Source organism: Lapillicoccus sp., assembly GCF_025353065.1.
Classification (GTDB): domain Bacteria; phylum Actinomycetota; class Actinomycetes; order Actinomycetales; family Dermatophilaceae; genus Lapillicoccus.
On the sequence record NZ_JANXRJ010000271.1, the window covers coordinates 1 to 15,014 of the forward strand.

At 70.8% G+C, this 15,014-nt stretch carries 13 protein-coding genes and 2 pseudogenes; 6 read left to right on the plus strand and 9 right to left on the minus strand.

Features of this window, described 5'->3' with window-relative positions; all coding sequences use genetic code 11:
• Nucleotides 1–29: 29 nt before the first annotated feature.
• The 3 genes from Q0R63_RS19625 to Q0R63_RS19635 all read right to left on the minus strand — a co-directional run bounded on the left by Q0R63_RS19625 (nt 30) and on the right by Q0R63_RS19635 (nt 3,570).
• Nucleotides 30–938: an N-acetylmuramic acid 6-phosphate etherase gene (locus Q0R63_RS19625; RefSeq protein WP_295701214.1), complete on the minus strand. Its 909-nt coding sequence runs from the start codon at nt 936–938 to the stop codon at nt 30–32.
• A gap of 110 nt (nt 939–1,048) precedes the next feature.
• Nucleotides 1,049–1,933, minus strand: a complete 885-nt coding sequence (locus tag Q0R63_RS19630) for a MurR/RpiR family transcriptional regulator (RefSeq protein ID WP_295701167.1) — start codon at nt 1,931–1,933, stop codon at nt 1,049–1,051.
• Nucleotides 1,934–2,013: 80 nt separating this feature from the next.
• Nucleotides 2,014–3,570 (minus strand): helicase HerA-like domain-containing protein, encoded by a 1,557-nt coding sequence (locus Q0R63_RS19635; protein ID WP_295701216.1) that lies wholly within the window; start codon nt 3,568–3,570, stop codon nt 2,014–2,016.
• A 171-nt stretch (nt 3,571–3,741) separates the two neighbouring features.
• Between Q0R63_RS19635 and Q0R63_RS19640 the strand changes: the two genes are divergently transcribed.
• Nucleotides 3,742–4,038 carry a type II toxin-antitoxin system VapB family antitoxin gene (locus Q0R63_RS19640; RefSeq protein ID WP_295701169.1) on the plus strand — a complete coding sequence of 99 codons (297 nt, stop codon included), beginning with the start codon at nt 3,742–3,744 and terminating at the stop codon, nt 4,036–4,038.
• An 81-nt stretch (nt 4,039–4,119) separates the two neighbouring features.
• Entirely contained in the window at nt 4,120–4,692 is a 573-nt protein-coding gene (locus tag Q0R63_RS19645) for a LytR C-terminal domain-containing protein (protein WP_295701172.1), read from the plus strand.
• A 37-nt stretch (nt 4,693–4,729) separates the two neighbouring features.
• Here Q0R63_RS19645 and aroQ read toward each other — a convergent pair whose 3' ends face one another.
• Complete coding sequence (aroQ, locus tag Q0R63_RS19650) at nt 4,730–5,173, minus strand: type II 3-dehydroquinate dehydratase (protein WP_295701174.1); 444 nt, start codon at nt 5,171–5,173, stop codon at nt 4,730–4,732.
• A 101-nt stretch (nt 5,174–5,274) separates the two neighbouring features.
• Here aroQ and Q0R63_RS19655 point away from each other — a divergent pair, with 101 nt between their 5' ends.
• From Q0R63_RS19655 to Q0R63_RS19670, 4 genes are all read left to right on the plus strand, one after another.
• Entirely contained in the window at nt 5,275–6,195 is a 921-nt protein-coding gene (locus Q0R63_RS19655; protein ID WP_295701176.1) for a diiron oxygenase, read from the plus strand.
• 77 nt (nt 6,196–6,272) lie between these two features.
• Nucleotides 6,273–7,766 carry an FAD-dependent oxidoreductase gene (locus Q0R63_RS19660; RefSeq protein ID WP_295701179.1) on the plus strand — a complete coding sequence of 498 codons (1,494 nt, stop codon included), beginning with the start codon at nt 6,273–6,275 and terminating at the stop codon, nt 7,764–7,766.
• On the plus strand, nt 7,733–8,416 hold the full coding sequence (locus Q0R63_RS19665) for a DUF1684 domain-containing protein (protein ID WP_295701182.1): 684 nt from the start codon (nt 7,733–7,735) through the stop codon (nt 8,414–8,416). Before Q0R63_RS19660 ends, Q0R63_RS19665 begins: the two co-directional genes overlap by 34 nt.
• A 250-nt stretch (nt 8,417–8,666) precedes the next feature.
• Nucleotides 8,667–9,404, plus strand: coding sequence for a hypothetical protein (locus Q0R63_RS19670; protein WP_295701184.1), 738 nt, complete (start codon nt 8,667–8,669; stop codon nt 9,402–9,404).
• A 116-nt stretch (nt 9,405–9,520) separates the two neighbouring features.
• Here Q0R63_RS19670 and mraY read toward each other — a convergent pair.
• The 5 genes and pseudogenes from mraY to Q0R63_RS19695 form a co-directional block, all read right to left on the minus strand.
• A pseudogene (mraY, locus tag Q0R63_RS19675) lies at nt 9,521–10,623 on the minus strand (phospho-N-acetylmuramoyl-pentapeptide-transferase).
• Nucleotides 10,624–10,746: 123 nt separating this feature from the next.
• Nucleotides 10,747–11,517: a GolD/DthD family dehydrogenase gene (locus tag Q0R63_RS19680; protein WP_295701187.1), complete on the minus strand. Its 771-nt coding sequence runs from the start codon at nt 11,515–11,517 to the stop codon at nt 10,747–10,749.
• 190 nt (nt 11,518–11,707) lie between these two features.
• Nucleotides 11,708–12,193: pseudogene (locus tag Q0R63_RS19685) on the minus strand (ribose-5-phosphate isomerase); the annotation flags it as partial.
• Nucleotides 12,190–13,911, minus strand: coding sequence for a dihydroxyacetone kinase family protein (locus Q0R63_RS19690; protein ID WP_295701190.1), 1,722 nt, complete (start codon nt 13,909–13,911; stop codon nt 12,190–12,192). The pseudogene Q0R63_RS19685 and the gene Q0R63_RS19690, both read right to left, overlap by 4 nt.
• Before the next feature lie 68 nt (nt 13,912–13,979).
• Nucleotides 13,980–14,993, minus strand: a complete 1,014-nt coding sequence (locus Q0R63_RS19695; RefSeq protein WP_295701219.1) for an NAD(P)-dependent alcohol dehydrogenase — start codon at nt 14,991–14,993, stop codon at nt 13,980–13,982.
• Between the last annotated feature and the right edge of the window lie 21 nt (nt 14,994–15,014).

Genomic DNA, 15,014 nt, shown 5'->3' on the forward strand with positions numbered 1-15,014 from the left:
ACCAGGGGGGACCAGGGGGGACCAGGCGGTCAGGCGGTCGCAGACAACGACCCGAGGGCCTCGGCGATCGACCCGTGGTGCTCCGTCAGCAGGATGCGCGACTCCACGGCGCCGATCCCCGCGAGCAGGGCCAGCAACGCGGGCTTGAGCTCACCGCCCGCGTCCTCGAGCGCCGCATGGGCGGTGACCTCGTCGACCCCGGTGGCCTCGCAGAGGATCCGGACCACCCGGCCGCGCAGCTTGGCGTTGCTGGCGACGACGTCCACCATGAGGTTGCCCCAGGTATGGCCCAGCCGGATCATCACCGTCGTGGAGAAGCCGTTGAGCACGAGCTTCTGCGCCGTGCCGGCCTTGAGCCGGGTCGATCCGGTGACGACCTCGGGTCCGGTGTCGGGAGCGATGAGGTGGTCGACGAGGGACGCGAGCTCGGCGCCGGGGTTGGCGGTGACCAGCGCGGTCAGGCAGCCACGCTCGCGAGCCGCCTCGAGGGCGCCGCGCACGAAGGGTGTCCGCCCGGACGCGGCCAGCCCGATGACGACGTCCCCCGGCTCGAAGTCACGGGCCTCCGCCCGACCCGCGTCCACATCGTCCTCCACGTCCTCCACCGCGTCGGTCAGGGCGGCGCGCCCCCCGGCATGGTGGGCGACGAACATCCCCTTCGGCGCGTTGAAGGTCGGCCGGAGCTCGGCGGCGTCGAGCACCGCGAGCCGACCCGAGGTGCCGGCGCCGACGTAGTGTACGGACCCTCCCAGGCGCAGCCGGTCGACCGTCTCCTCGACGAGCAGGGCGAGCTCGGGCAGGACCGCGGCGACGGCAGGCGCGACCGCCGCGTCCGCGCCGTTGAGCAGCTGGAGCACCTCGAGGCTGGCCAGCCGGTCGATGCGCTCGGAGGCGGCGTTCCGCTCCTCGGTGGGAGCGGTCACGTGCACCTCGGTCATCACCCTCTGAGGTTACTTTCTGTCGAGTGGGCCGTCAATTTAGTGAATTGCTGACTGCTGAAACCGGTCCAGGTATACCCTCCCCCCCCGGCCCACCTCGCGGCCCCGGCTCAGTGCTCGACGTGGTGGGAGGCGACGGCCTCCCGGGTGTCGGTGATCGCCTGCTGCACGCGGGCCAGGTCACGTTGGGCCACGGCGATGTAGAGGCAGTCGATCACCGTGAGCGCGGCGATCCGGCTCGCCGTCGCGCCCGAGCGCAGCGAGTTCTCGCGCGCGGCGGTCGTGAGGACGATGTCCGCGCCCGCGGCGAGCCGCGACAGGGGGAAGTTGGTCAGGGCGATCGTGGTCGCACCCTGGGAACGCGCCTTGGAGAGCGCCTCGATCGTCTCCCGGGTCGTGCCGGAGTGCGAGATGCCGATCGCCACGTCGCCCCGGTGCAGCAGGGTCGCGCTCGTCAGGCAGCTGTGCGGGTCGTTCCAGAAGAAGGCGACCACCCCGATCCGGTGCAGCTTCTGCTGGGCGTCGGTCCCGACGATCGCGCTCGCACCGATGCCGTAGAGGTCGATGCGCCCGGCCCCCGCGATGGCGTCGGCCGCGCGGGTGAGCGCGCCGCGGTCGAGCTGGGCCGCGGTCTCCTCGACGGCGCTCGCGTCGGCGAAGGCGATCTTGGCGATGATGTCGTCGACCGTGTCGCCCTCGTTGATGTCGGTGTCGGCCACGATCCGCGACCGGGGCTGGGCCGACTCGGCCGCCAGCGCCAGGCGCAGCTGCGGGTAGCCGGGCAGGCCCAGCCGCTTGCAGAACCGCAGGACGGTCGTCTCGGACGTCTTGGCCTGGACAGCGAGCTCGCTGATCGTCAGACCGGCCGCGGCGCGGGGGTCGGCGAGCACGCACTCGGCCACGCGGTCCTCGGCGGGCGACAGCGACGGTCGCAGTCCACGCAGCCGGACGAGGAGGCCGGCGGGTGACTCAGTGACGGACGCACCGTCGGGCACAGGGGTTTTCTTCCGCGCGGGCATAGGGGTCAACCTAGCCGAGCGACGGTTCTCATCAGGCGAAAGCGCCGGATCTGACGCTACCGGCTGCGGCGCGCCGTGCCGAAGAGGCTCCGGGTGATCTCCCGGCCGATGACCGTGCCGGCCGAGCGCACCATCGACCGGAACGCCGAGGACGCGACGACCTTCTCCACCATCGACGGCTCCTCCTTGGGCGCCCGCGGCGCCCGCGGCGCCGGGGCAGCATCCTGGGGGCCGTCCGGCGCCTGCCCGGCCGCCTGCCCGGTCGCCTGCCCCGCCGCCTGCTCCGGTGTCGGAGCCGTCTGCAGCCTGGCCTGCAGCTTCTCGTAGGCCGACTCGCGGTCGACGACCGCGGCATACCTGGCCAGGGGTGACGCGGCGACGATCGCGTCCATGACCGCGTCCGGCGACGGCGCCATCAGCGACTGCGGGGCGCGCATCCGGGTCCAGGCCACCGGCGTCGGCGCACCCTTGTCGGACAGCACCGTGATCACGGCCTCGCCCGTGCCGAGCGACGTCAGCAGGGTCCCGAGGTCGTAGCCGCTGTGGGGACAGGTGGAGACCGCGGCCTTGAGCGCCTTCGCGTCGTCGGGGGTGAAGGCGCGCAGGGCGTGCTGGACGCGGTTGCCGAGCTGCGCGAGCACGGCGGAGGGCACGTCCTTGGGCGACTGGGTCACGAAGAAGATGCCGACCCCCTTGGAGCGGATGAGGCGCACCGTCTGCTGGATCGCGTCGAGGAAGCTCTTGGACGCGCTGTCGAAGAGCAGGTGCGCCTCGTCGAAGAAGAAGACCAGCTTGGGCTTGTCGGGGTCGCCGATCTCGGGCAGGTCGTGGAAGAGGTCGGCGAGCAGCCACATCAGGAAGGTGGAGAACAGCGCCGGCCGGTCCTGGACCGCCGGCAGCTCGAGGATCGTGACCATGCCCCGACCGTCGGGCGCGAGGCGCAGCAGCTCGGCCGAGTCGAACTCCGTCTCGCCGAAGAAGGCTTCCGCGCCCTGGTCGGCAAACCCGATGAGCTCGCGCAGGATCACGCCGGCCGTCGCCGACGAGAGCCCGCCGAGCGACTTGAGGTCGGCCTTGCCCTCGTCCGAGGTGAGGTGCTGGATCACCTCGCGCAGGTCCTTGAGGTCGAGCAGCGCGAGGCCGTTCTGGTCGGCGTAGTGGAACACCAGCCCGAGGCTCGACTCCTGGGTCGCGTTGAGGCCGAGCACCTTGCTCAGCAGCACGGGCCCGAAGGAGGTGATCGTCGCGCGGACGGGGATGCCCTTGCCCATCCCGCCGAGGGACAGGAACTCGCACGGGTATGCCGTGGCCGCCCACTCCTCCCCGATGCTCGCCGCGCGAGTGGTGATCCTGTCGTTCGACTCGCCCGCGACGGCCATCCCCGAGAGGTCACCCTTGACGTCGGCGAGGAAGACGGGCACGCCCTGGCCGGAGAGCTGCTCGGCCATCAGCTGCAGGGTCTTGGTCTTGCCGGTGCCGGTGGCCCCGGCGACGAGACCGTGCCGGTTGAGCACGCCGAGGGGGATCCGGACCTTCGCGTCGGGGTAGGGCTGGTCGTCGACGACGGCGGCCCCGAACTCGAGCGCCGGTCCGGCGAAGGAGTAGCCGGCCATGACCTGCGCGATGGTCTCGGGGACGGCCGCGGGGACGGCTGGAGAGGCGCCTGCGGGGGAGGCCGAGGAGGCCTGGGCCGGTGGCGGGGTCGTCGTCGGTTGAGTCACGATTCGAACTCTAGCCGGACTCGTCCCACGTCGGTCCGCTCTCGTTTGCCTACACTGACGCCCGTGATCTTCAAGGCCGTCGGCGACTCCCGCCCCTATCCCGACCACGGCCACGTCACGACCCGCGACTGGTCCGACGTCCCTCCGCGGATGGTGCGGCTCCAGGATCTCGTCACCACCAAGCGCAACCTCGACCTGGTGATGCTGCTGGCCGAGGACTCCACGTTCTACGGCGACCTGTTCGCGCACGTCGTCGAGTGGGAGGGGAAGTTCTACCTCGAGGACGGCCTCCACCGGGCCCTGCGGGCGGCCCTCCAGCAGCGCGCCACCCTCCACGCCCGTGTCCTCGTGCTTGACTAGCCGTCCGACCCGAGTGCCGCCGCAGGACACCGATCCAGCCGATCCGCAGACCATGACGTCCGTAGTGAAGGAGGTGCGCCGATGAGCTATGTGGTCGAGTCCGGTTCCTCGAGGCGGGCCCGCCGACGCCGCCGCACGGCGATCACCCTGATCATCGTCGTGGCCGGGCTCGCTTTCGCCTTCAAGCTCGCCGCGAGCCACTACTTCGACGGGGCCACCCCGGCGACGGCCAGCGGCTGTCCCACCTCGAAGACCACCACGGCGGCGAAGGCCGCCCCCGGGGCCAAGCCGGTCGCGCCGAAGGCGCCTGCAGCCCCCGCACTGGCTCCCTCCCAGGTCACCGTCAACGTCTACAACGCCACGAGCCGCGCCGGGCTCGCGGCCGAGACGGCAAAGCTCGTCAAAGCGCGCGGTTACGTCGTGGGGACCATCGCGAACGACCCGTTGAGCAAGTCGGTCGCCGGACCGGCAGAGATCCGGTTCGGGCCGAACGGCGCCGCGGCGGGCGCCCTGGTGCAGACCCTCGTCGCCGGGTCGGTGCCGGTGACGGACGCGCGCGCCGACGCCTCGGTCGACCTGGTGCTCGGCAAGACCTTCGCGGCGCTGACGCCGGCGCCCAAGACCCCGGTGACGACGCCCAGCCCGAGCTGCTGACGCGGCATACCGGCGCGGGGGCAGTTGCGGTCGCGGGTCAGGCCGCTGCGACCCTCGTCGCGATCGCGCTGATCGCGAACTCGTAGCCCTGCGGCCCGCAGCCGACGATGACCGCGGCGGCAAGCTCGCTGAGGTAAGAGTGGTGCCGGAACGCCTCTCGCGCATGGACATTGGTGAGATGCACCTCGACGACCGGGCCCTGCGCCATCGCCAACGCGTCCCGCAGGGCGATGGAGGTATGCGTGTAGGCACCGGCGTTGACGACGATGCCCACCGCGTGCCGGCACTCCTGCGCCGCCGTGACGAGGTCACCCTCGTGGTTGCTCTGCCGGAAGTCGACGTCGAAGCCGAGGCCATCGGCGTGCGCGCGGCAGCGGCGCTCCACATCGGCGAGGGTCTCGGAGCCGTAGACCGCGGGCTCGCGCTCGCCGAGCAGGTTGAGGTTGGGGCCGTTGAGGACGGCGATCACCGGTCGAGGCACGAGCGCCAGCCTATCCGGGTGTTGTGGGGTCTAGACCTCGCCCGCCGCTATGTGTCATCATTCATGTCACATGCTTGATGGCCTAAGGACAAGGACCCCTCATGACCACCACCCCCACCCGCGTCACCCGCACCTCCCCCGTCTCCCGGGTCGATGACGACGTCGCGACGCGCCTGCTCGAGTCGAGCCGGCTGCTGTCCTTCGACCCGATGACCGAGGTCGACTGGGACGCACCGCTCGACCCGACCCTCTACGGGCTCAGCCCCGAGTGGTCGACCCTCTACGGCACGCCGCTCTGGGACACCATGAGCGAGGAGCAGCGGGTCACCCTCACCCGCCATGAGATGAGCTCGATCATGAGCACCGGCATCTGGTTCGAGATGATCCTGCAGCAGATGGTGCTGCGCGACCTCTACGCCACCGACCCGGGCCGCGCCGAGTTCCAGTTCGGTCTCACCGAGATCGCCGACGAGTGCCGCCACTCGATCATGTTCGCCCGCGCCATGGAGAAGATGGGGATCGCGGCCTACTACCCCACCCGCACCGCGATCGAGCTGGCCCGCGGATACAAGACGCTGGCCACCGGCGAGAGTGCCTACGGCGGGGTCCTCGTCGCCGAAGAGGTCCTCGACATCATGCAGCGCGACCTCATGAGGGACGACCGGATCCTGCCGATCATCAAGGACACCAGCCGGATCCACGTCGTCGAGGAGTCGCGGCACATGACCTTCGCCCGTGAGGAGATGAAGGCCTCGCTCGTGGGCGTCGGCACCCTCCGGCGCCACCACAGCGCGCTGCTCATCTCGATCGTCGCCTCGGTCATCGTCGGCAACCTCGTCAACAAGGACGTGTATGCGGCCGCCGGGCTCGACCCCGCGCGCGCCATCGAGGCAGCCCGCACCAACGCCCACCACGCATCGATGATGCGCAGCAGCTCGGCGCACCTGATGGAGTTCCTCGGCGAGACAGGGCTGCTCACCGGTCCGGCGCGGCGGATCTACCAGCGCCTGCACATGCTCTGAGTCTCGTCCCCCACCCCGCCGGCTCAGCGCACGCCCCCCGCCACCCGCCCGCCGCTCCCGACCACGAGAGTCCCCCGATGACCTTCGCGATCACGCAGTCCTGCTGCAACGACGCCCACTGCGTCTCCGTCTGCCCGGTCAACTGCATCCACCCGACACCGGACGAGCCCGACTTCGGGCGGACCGAGATGCTCTACATCGACCCGAGGTCGTGCATCGACTGCGGCGCCTGCGCCAGCGCCTGTCCTGTCGACGCGATCTTCCCGATCGACAAGCTGACGGCGCCGCTGGCCCACTTCGCCGAGCGCAACCGGGCCCACTACGAGGGGCGCCCGGCCGATCCCGCCTGGGCACCCTCCCGCTTCGCCCGGTCGCTGCCCACCTCGTTCGCCGGCCTGCGGGTGGCGATCATCGGCACCGGGCCAGCGGCCTGCTACACGGCCCAGACGGTGCTGCGCACCACCGAGGCCCACGTGACGATGATCGACAGGGAGCGGGTCGCCGGGGGCCTCGTGCGCTATGGCGTGGCTCCCGACCACCCGTCGACCAAGCGGGTCGGCGAGACCTTCGCCTGGTTGTTCCACCATCCCCGGCTGTCGTTGCGGCTCGGCACCGAGGTCGGCGCTGACGTGACGCTCGCCGAGCTGCGCCGGTCGCACCATGCCGTGATCGCTGCCGTCGGCGCCCCGGACGACCGCCGGCTCGGCATCCCCGGGGAGTCCCTGCCCGGGTCCCTGTCCGCCGGTGACTTCTCGCGCTGGGTCAACGGCCACCCCGACGCCACCGCGCCGGACCTCGCCGTGGAGCGGGCCGTCGTCGTGGGCAACGGCAACGTCGCACTCGACGTCGCCCGGCTCCTCGTGAGCGATCCGGAGACGCTGCCGTCCGAGCTCGATCCTCAGGTCCGAGCAGCGTTGCAGGCCAGCCGGGTTCGTGAGGTGGTCGTCCTGGGGCGCCGCGGGCCGGAGCACGCGGCATACACCTGGGCAGAGCTCGAGGCCTTGCGCCACCTGCCCGGTGTCGGGCTCGTCGTCGACGACACACCGGGCGTGGCGGAGACCATCGCAGCCGCCGGACCGGCCGGTGCCCTGCACGGCGTGGAGCGCGAGCACATCGACTGGGACGCTGCGCCGGACGCCCGCCGCATCGTGCTGCGCTTCGGGTCGACGCCGCAGGAGATCCTCGGCGCGACCCGTGTCGTCGGGGTGCGCCTCCACGGAGTCGCCGGGCGTGACCTCGCGGCCGGGCTCGTGGTGACCTCGATCGGCCGGGTCGGGAGGGAGCTGCGCGGGATGCCGTTCGACGAGGACGCGGGCCGCGTGCCCCGCCAGGAGGGCAGGGTCATCGACCCCGAGACCACCGCACCGGTCCCCGGGCTCTACGTCGTCGGCTGGGCCAAGCGCGGTCCGACCGGCGGGATCGGGGCCAACCGTTTTGACGCGGAGGAGACCGTCGACGCACTCCTCGACGACGCGTTGGCCGGAGTCCTCGAGGCGCCCACGTCGGCTCCCTCACGGCGGCGGGGCATGATGGCCGGATGGGCAGCAGCGACGAAGACGACGACAGCCTGAGACCGCAACCGGCGTGGTCCCTCGCCGTCGCGTCGTGGCGGCGGGCGGTCCACGACCTGTATGCCGCGGTCCGCGCCGAGCCCGATCCCGTTGCCGCCCATGCGGTCTGGGCTGCAGGCCGGTCGGTGTTGTTCGCGACCCACCCCGCCTCACCCCGGCAGCCGGGGCAGGTGCTGCAGCACGCGGCATACGACCCGGCGATGCGCTTCGAGCTCCCGATGCTGCCCGCCGATCCCGAGCGCTGGGCTCCGCAGACCGGCACCGACGGCGCGGTCCCCTTCGACCGGGTCGGCCGCTTCGAGCTGCCGGGTCTCGGCTCGCTCGACGTCTGGTGGCTGGCGTCCTACGGCAACGGGTTCTTCGTCCCGCTGCGCGATGCGACGGCCGGCCGCTCGACCTACGGCGCCGGGCGCTATCTCCTCGACACCGTCAAGGGCGCCGACCTGGGGCGGGCGGACGGGCGCGGCGGCGTGAGCGGTCCTGGCGAGCGGTGGGTCGTGGATCTCAACTTCGCCTACAACCCGTCCTGCACCTACGACCCTGCGTGGGCCTGCCCCTTGGCGCCCACCGGCAACCGGCTCGCGGCCGAGGTCCCCGTCGGCGAGCTGCTCCCGGCCGCCTCACCGACGCCAGCCCGACCGGCTCGCTGACTTTTTCCGTCGTCGCAAACCGCAGACACCACGGAAGCCTTGTGCAATGCTAACGAAGGTCGGGCACCCCGTTGGGACGGTTTCGCGAGACACTGTGAACGACCCCAATCTCGCCGCCTGACAGGCGTTTTCGCGTGTCATAACCCGTCGACCATCCGAGACCCCCGATGGAACAGGGCTGACCTGAGAGGTTCATTTCGGTCAACCCGGTCGCTCCATCTCCGGCTGCCGTTGGACCCGGGAAGTCACCATGTCAGGAACACGCGTCACTCCAGAAGCCCCACCGACCGCTGCACCGTCGACCGCAGCCCCACCGGCGGCCGCACCGCCGAAAGAAGTCTTCGCCTCACCGTTGCCGGGGTGGATGGCCCCCGTCCTGCTCGTCACTGCGGGTGCGGGGCTCGCGCTGATGCTGCGCACCCTCTACGTCTGCTTCACCGGCGCCGGCCCCTATGACGGCCAGGTCCTGGTCATGACCCGGTTCGTGGACCGGGCGACCTGGTGGGTCATGGTCGGCCCCGGAGGCGCGTCGAGCTGGGCCACGCTCGCGGCGCTCGTCGCCTCCACCGTGGTCGTGCTCGGCCGGCGGGACCACCCATCAGCGGTCCCTGACCGGCTCCGCCTCGTCGGCGTGGGCCTCGCTGTCCTCCTGTTCCTGGTGGAGCTGTCCGGCCCGCTGACCGTGGCCGTCGGATGGTTCATGCTGACCCGCACGGCCGCCACCAGCTTCTGGGACCACGACCTCGTCAACGGTCCGCAGCTGATGCTCTGCCTCGTCCTTGCGGTCCTCGCCGGGCTGATCGCCTGGGTGCTGCGCAGCGGGCTGACGACGAGCGACGAGACACCGCAACCGGACTCGAGCGGTGCCGGTGTGTTGATCCCGTGGGCCGACGAGGTGGCCGCCCTCGACGACGTCGAGCCGGAGGTCGTCGAGACGGAGGTCGTCGTCCCGGACCACTCCGAGCTCTACCGCCGCCCGGTCCGCTGACCGGGCCACATCAGCACGGGTAGCCGTCAACGGGTAGTGCTGACCACATCCCGCTGTGGTCAGCGCTACCCGTTAACGATTCCGACCATGCCGTGGTGTGCCCACGATCGATTGAGTCACCTGCCGCCGACGACCCACTCGGCGTAGAACGCTCCCAGGCCCGCAGCAACGCATACACCGCAGATGATCCAGAAGCGGATCGTGACGGTGATCTGCTCCCAGCCGAGCATCTCGAAATGGTGGTGAATCGGCGTGATCCGGAAACAACCGCTTACCGACGCCGCCGTTGCTGCGCTTCGTCAACGTGAAGTAGCCCACCTGCAGGATCACCGAAAGCGTCTCCAGCACGAAGAGACCACCGAGGATGATCATCGACAGCTCGGTGCGGGTCATGATCGCCAAGCCGGCAAGTGCCCCGCCCAGCCCGAGAGAGCCGGTGTCGCCCATGAAGATCTTGGCCGGGGCGGCATTCCACCAGAGGAAGCCGAAGCAAGCACCCATCACGCACGCGGCGACCACCGCCAGGTCAAGCGGATCACGCACGCCGTAGCAGGTGGACGAGTTCACGAACTGGCAGTTCTGGTTGAACTACCAGACGCTGATCAGCACGTAGGCGCCGAACACCATCACGCAGGCACCAGCTGCCTGACCATCCAGGCCATCGGTGAGGTTTCACTCCGTTGCTGGCGCCGGTATTCATCAGATTTGCCCACAGCACGAAGAGGATGAGCCCAATGACGGTTCCGGCGAAGGCGAGGTTGAACCACGTGTCGCGCACGAACGAGATGCGATAGCTCGCCGGGGTGACGCCATCCCGGGAGAACCTGGTGGCCAGGATGGCGAAGATGACCGCGACGACGGTCTGACCGAAGAGCTCTTCCGCCGACCGCAGGCCGAGCGAACGATCATGGGAGATCTTGGTCCAGTCGTCCAGAAAGCCGACGAAACCGATTCCGACCATCAGGAAGAGCACGAGCAACCCGGACACGGTCGGTCCGGACCCCGCAAGCACATGCGCCAGGGCGTAGCCCAGCACCGAACTGGCGATGATCACGATGCCGCCCATCTGGGGCGTGCCGCGCTTGGTGTGGTGACTGGTCGGACCGTCGTCACGGACGAGCTGACCCCAACCCCGGCGTTTGGCCAGCAGAATGAAACTGCGGGTGCCGACCAGTCCACTGATGAGCGCAACGAACACGCCAATGACGACGAGCTTCACCGGCGCCGGCGTCGTTCTCGCACGTGCTCCCCCGCCATCTGCCCGACTCCCCGTGAACGGCCTGGACGACGACATTACCGTCCCGACGACGCCCCTCGGGTGACCGCGTCGACGCAGAGCAGATCAGCGGATGCTGTAGCCACCGTCGACGAGCAGGTCGGCGCCGTTGATCATGTCGGAGGCGTCGGAGCAGAGGAACAGCACGGCCGCCGCGATCTCCTCGGGCAGGGCGAACCGGCCCGTCGGGATCTGCGCCTTGAGGGCGTCGCCCTTCGGTCCCTCCCACGCCTTGCGCCCGAGGTCGGTGAGGACGACCGTCGGCGACACGGTGTTGACGGTCACCCCCCGAGGTCCCCACTCGGAGGCGAGCACCTTGGTCAGGCCGATCACGGCGAACTTGGACGCGCAGTATGCCGCGTGGTCGTCCAGCGCCACACTGCCCGCCTGCGAGGCCATGTTGACGATCTTGCCGTGGCCGGCCGCCAGCATGTGACGACCCACGGCCTGGCTCACGAGGAAGGTCCCGGTCACGTTGACCCCGAGGGTCTTCGCGAAAGCGGTGGCGGTGAGCTCCTCGGCGGGAGCCAGGAGGGCGATCCCGGCGCTGTTGACCAGCACGTCGATCCGCCCGTATGCCGCGTGGACGGCGCCGATCGCGGCCGTCACCGACTCGGGATCCGAGACGTCACAACCGAATCCGCGACACTGGCCCCCGAGCGCCTCTGCGGTCGACGTGGCGGCCGCCTCGTCCAGGTCGACCACGGCGACCGTGGCGCCCTTGGCCACGAACGTCGACGCGACCGCGGCGCCGATCCCCGAGGCGCCGCCGCTGACGACCGCGACGCGGCCGCCCAACCCGAAGGTCAGGTCGATGGTGGACGTGGACTCAGCCATGGTTCTCCTCCGGGTGATCCGTGTGATGCGTGTGGTGCGTGTCGTTCATCGCCTGCCGGACGTCGCGCACGATGCCGACGGCCGTCGTGTCGTGGGACTCGCCCGACCGCACGAGCTCCTCGTCGTCCATGATCGTCTGGGCGCGGTCGGCCTGACCGCCCTCGTCCTCGTCGTGCGAGCCGCCCTCGTCCTCATAGGAGTTCAGCACCCGCACCTTCGCCGCTGATCCGGAGTTCTGGTCGAAGTGGTAGCCGAGCCACTCCCGCGCCAGTCGCCGGGCCAGCTCGATGCCGACCACGCGCTGCCCGAAGCACAGGATCTGGGCGTCGTTGCTGAGGACCGCCCGCTCCACCGAGAAGCTGTCGTGGGCCGTCACCGCCCGGATGCCGTGGACCTTGTTGGCGCTGATCGCGACACCGAGCCCGGTGCCGCAGACGAGCAGCGCCCGGTCGGCCTCTCCCGAGGCGACCAGTCGCGCGGCGGCAACGGCGACGTGCGGGTAGGCGATCGACTCGTCCGCGCCCACGCCGACGTCGATGACCTCGGCCACCCGGGGGTCGCCCTCGAGGTCGCGCTTGAGGATCGTCTTGTAGTCCAGGCCGGCGTCGTCAGAGCCGACGACGACCCGCCAGGGCCGCGGCGTCGGTGCGGCGCCGTTCGACGTCTCGGCGCTCATCGCGCACCGTCCAGGACCCGCGCGACGGCCTGCGCGCAGAGGGCGAGCGACGTCGCCCCGGCGTCGGGCGTGCCCACGCTCCGGGCGGCCAGCGGTCTCGCCCGACCGATCTTCGGAGACAGCGCGGCGGTCGCCAGCGCAGCCTCGCTGCAGACCTCGGCGGCTCGCGACCATGCGACGGACAGCGTTGCGCCAGAGCCGATCTCGTCCGTCAGGGTCGCAACGAACGGGACGTAGGCGTCGACCATGGTCTTGTCGCCCACGCTCGCGCCACCGAGCCGTTGCAACGTGACGAGGCCCGCCGACAGACCCTGCGCGACGACCTCGTCCGAGGGGCCGTCGGTGTCGCCCCACAACGTCCCGACCGCGCCGAGCACCGCGCCCCAGAGGACCCCGGACGTGCCACCAGCCCGATCGGCGAAAGCATCCCCGGCAGCGACCAGGGTCGAGCCCGCTCCGGCCCCGGCTGCCACAGCGGATCGCGCGGCGTCCACTGCTGCCCCGACGCCCTTGACCATTCCCCGACCGTGGTCACCGTCTCCGGCGACGGCGTCGATCCGCCCGAGCTCCTCCTCGGCGTCGACGACGACCGCGTTCATCGCCTCCATCGCCGCGACGACGACCGCGGCGCACGAACGGGATTCGGCACTGCTCGGCGCGACGCTGACGGCGGTCTCCGGCGCGAGGTCCTCGCTGCGGCGGCCCGTCCCCTCAGCCGGCGCACTGACTCCCTTGCGGTATGCCGGGGTGTCCGCCGGCGCCCGCCAGAGCCGCTCGAGCTCGTCGTCCAGGAAGACGAGGGTCAGGGAGCACCCCGACATGTCGAGGCTGGTGACGAGCTCGCCCACCTCGGGGTCGACGACCTCGATCCCCGCGGCGACCAGCAGGGCCGACACCCGCGCCCAGAGGACGAACAGCTCTTCGTACTTCGTCGTGCCGAGCCCGTTGAGGATGGCCCCGACCCGCCCACCATGGTCCGCCGGACGTTCGGCGAGCACCCCCTCGACCAGTCGTCGGGCCAGCTCCGTGGCGGACGGCAGGGGCGCATCCTCGACGCCCGGCTCCCCGTGGATCCCCAACCCCACTCCCATGAAGCCCTCGGGGACGGAGAAGAGGGGCGAGTCGGCGCCGGGCATCGTGCACCCGCCGAAGGCGACGCCGAGGGTCCGGGTGCGGTCGTTGGCGTGACGGGCGACGCGCTCGACGTCATCGAGCCCCATACCCTCCTCAGCGGCTGCCCCTGCCACCTTGAAGACCACGAAGTCACCCGCGATGCCACGCCGCTTCGACACCTCGTCGACCGACGCGCTGGCGATGTCGTCGGTGACGAAGACGACTCTCGTGTCGATGCCCTCGCGCACAAGACGCTCCTGGGCCAGGGTGAAGTTCATGACGTCACCCGCGTAGTTGCCGGTCGAGAACAGCAGCCCCGCGTCGGAGGCCGCCGCCCGACCGACGGAGGAGGCGTCCGCGGTCGAGGGGGACGTGAAGATGTTGCCGACGACTGCACCGTCGGCGAAGCCAGGACCGACGACGCCACAGAACGCGGGGTAGTGCCCCGACCCTCCCCCGACGACGACCGCGACCTTGCCCGATGGGGTCTCGGCCGCCCGCACGACCCCACCCGGGAGGCCGACGACGCGGTCGCGGTGGACGTCGAGGAAGCCGACCAGCATGTCCTCGGTGAACGTGTGCGGGTCGTCGAATACGAAGGTCATGCTCGTCCTCTCAGGAGGCGTGGGATCGGAAGGCGTGCGGTCGGAAGGCGTGCGGTCGGTGCGCCAGATCAGCTGGCGGGGTTGATGACCGCCTTGACGGACGTGGGGTCGAGCTTCCCAGCGGCGAGGGCGTCCTCGGTGCGATCGAGCGGGAAGTGGCCGGTGACGAGGCGGTCGACATCCACCCGACCACTGGCGGCCAGGGCGATGGCCGTGGGCCAGGTGTTGGCGTAGCGGAACGTGCCGGTGACCTCGATCTCGCGGTTCTGCACGTGGGAGAGCGGGAGGGCGAGCTCGTCGCCGCCCATCCCCACGAGGACGACCCGACCCGCTCGCGCCACGGCGAGGATGCCGTCGCGGGTGGAGCCTGGGTGCCCGCTGCACTCGAGGAGGATCGTCGGCTCCAGCCCCGAGTCGGAGATGGGGGTCTCGTCGACCCGGATCACTCCCGTCGCGCCCAGCTCGAGGGCCAGGGCAAGACGGTGCGGGTTGATGTCCGCGACGACCACCTCGGTCGCCCCGAAGGCGATCGCGCACTGTGCCGCAACGAGACCCACGGGACCAGCGCCCGTGATGAGCACCCTGCTGCCCGCGGTCGTCCCGGCCCTGCGATTGGCCCAGACGCCGACCGACAGGGGTTCGAGCAGGGCAGCCGCGTCGTCCGACATGGAGTCGGGCACGGTGTGGGCGAAGGCGGCGTGGACGACGACGAACTCGGCGAGCGAGCCGTCGATCGGTGGGGTCGCGTAGAACCGCATGGCCGGGCAGAGGTTGTAGCGACCGGCGAGGCACTGCTCGCAGGTGAGGTCGGGGACGCCGGGCTCGATCGAGACCCGTTCGCCGACCCGGTCGGGGGAGACGCCGCCGCCGACGGACACGATCACGCCCGAGGACTCGTGGCCGAGGACCATCGGCGCCTCGACCACGAAGTCACCGATCCTCCCGTGCTCGTAGTAGTGGACGTCCGAGCCGCACACGCCGACCGCTGAGACCCGCACGAGCACCTCCCCGGCGCCCGCCCGAGGGACGGGTCGCTGCTCGATCACCAGGTCGCGGACACCGCGCAGGACTGCAGCACGCATCATGAGGGAAAGCTCCTTCGT

What these genes read in the sequence shown, in the direction of transcription:
- Q0R63_RS19625 (WP_295701214.1), bottom strand. Translation starts at nt 938, where the DNA reads ATGACCGAGGTGCACGTGACCGCTCCCACCGAGGAGCGGAACGCCGCC.
- Q0R63_RS19635 (WP_295701216.1), bottom strand. Translation starts at nt 3,570, where the DNA reads ATGGCCGGCTACTCCTTCGCCGGACCGGCGCTCGAGTTCGGGGCCGCC.
- Q0R63_RS19645 (WP_295701172.1), top strand. Translation starts at nt 4,120, where the DNA reads ATGAGCTATGTGGTCGAGTCCGGTTCCTCGAGGCGGGCCCGCCGACGC.
- Q0R63_RS19655 (WP_295701176.1), top strand. Translation starts at nt 5,275, where the DNA reads ATGACCACCACCCCCACCCGCGTCACCCGCACCTCCCCCGTCTCCCGG.
- Q0R63_RS19660 (WP_295701179.1), top strand. Translation starts at nt 6,273, where the DNA reads ATGACCTTCGCGATCACGCAGTCCTGCTGCAACGACGCCCACTGCGTC.
- Q0R63_RS19665 (WP_295701182.1), top strand. Translation starts at nt 7,733, where the DNA reads ATGGGCAGCAGCGACGAAGACGACGACAGCCTGAGACCGCAACCGGCG.
- Q0R63_RS19670 (WP_295701184.1), top strand. Translation starts at nt 8,667, where the DNA reads ATGTCAGGAACACGCGTCACTCCAGAAGCCCCACCGACCGCTGCACCG.
- Q0R63_RS19680 (WP_295701187.1), bottom strand. Translation starts at nt 11,517, where the DNA reads ATGGCTGAGTCCACGTCCACCATCGACCTGACCTTCGGGTTGGGCGGC.
- Q0R63_RS19690 (WP_295701190.1), bottom strand. Translation starts at nt 13,911, where the DNA reads ATGACCTTCGTATTCGACGACCCGCACACGTTCACCGAGGACATGCTG.
- Q0R63_RS19695 (WP_295701219.1), bottom strand. Translation starts at nt 14,993, where the DNA reads ATGCGTGCTGCAGTCCTGCGCGGTGTCCGCGACCTGGTGATCGAGCAG.